Source organism: Parapedobacter sp. SGR-10, from assembly GCF_011030405.1.
In the GTDB taxonomy this organism is placed as follows: Bacteria; Bacteroidota; Bacteroidia; order Sphingobacteriales; family Sphingobacteriaceae; genus Sphingobacterium.
In genome coordinates, this window is sequence record NZ_JAAJTJ010000078.1 from 1 (window position 1) to 439 (window position 439).

The 439-nt window shown below is 47.4% G+C and carries 1 protein-coding gene; it reads left to right on the forward strand.

Translation table 11 applies throughout. The features are described 5' to 3' along the window. Positions 1-439 (forward strand): hypothetical protein (locus G5B00_RS17935; RefSeq protein ID WP_163878844.1); only part of this gene is annotated, 439 nt, incomplete at both ends.

A 439-nucleotide genomic window follows, 5' to 3' on the forward strand; every position in this document is an offset into this window, starting at 1 on the left:
CGCTGCCCTGCTCCTACCGGCTGTCGTACCGGCCTATCTGGAAGATGGATCGTATAACTTTAGGTTTCCGAACAACCTATTGAACGGCAACCACAACCCTATCGCCAGTGCCTATGACAACATCCGCCAACGGCCACAATTCACGCTGTTCACATCTGCCTGGGCAAGAGTCAATTTCAAGCCATGGCTGAACTTCACAAGTGATGTCGCCCAATATTACATCACAGGACGGCGTGTAGACTATTTTGACAAGGAATTCGGTTCGGGATTTGGGGCCAATGGGGAACTGACCAACTACAACTCCAGAAGGGTAAAGATTACGAATAGAAATACCTTAAACTTTAACTATACGATCAACAACAGGCATCGTTTCAACGCCCTGGCAGCATTGGAGTTAGTGGACTTCAGACAAGAATGGAATTCCATATCTGTTGTCAAC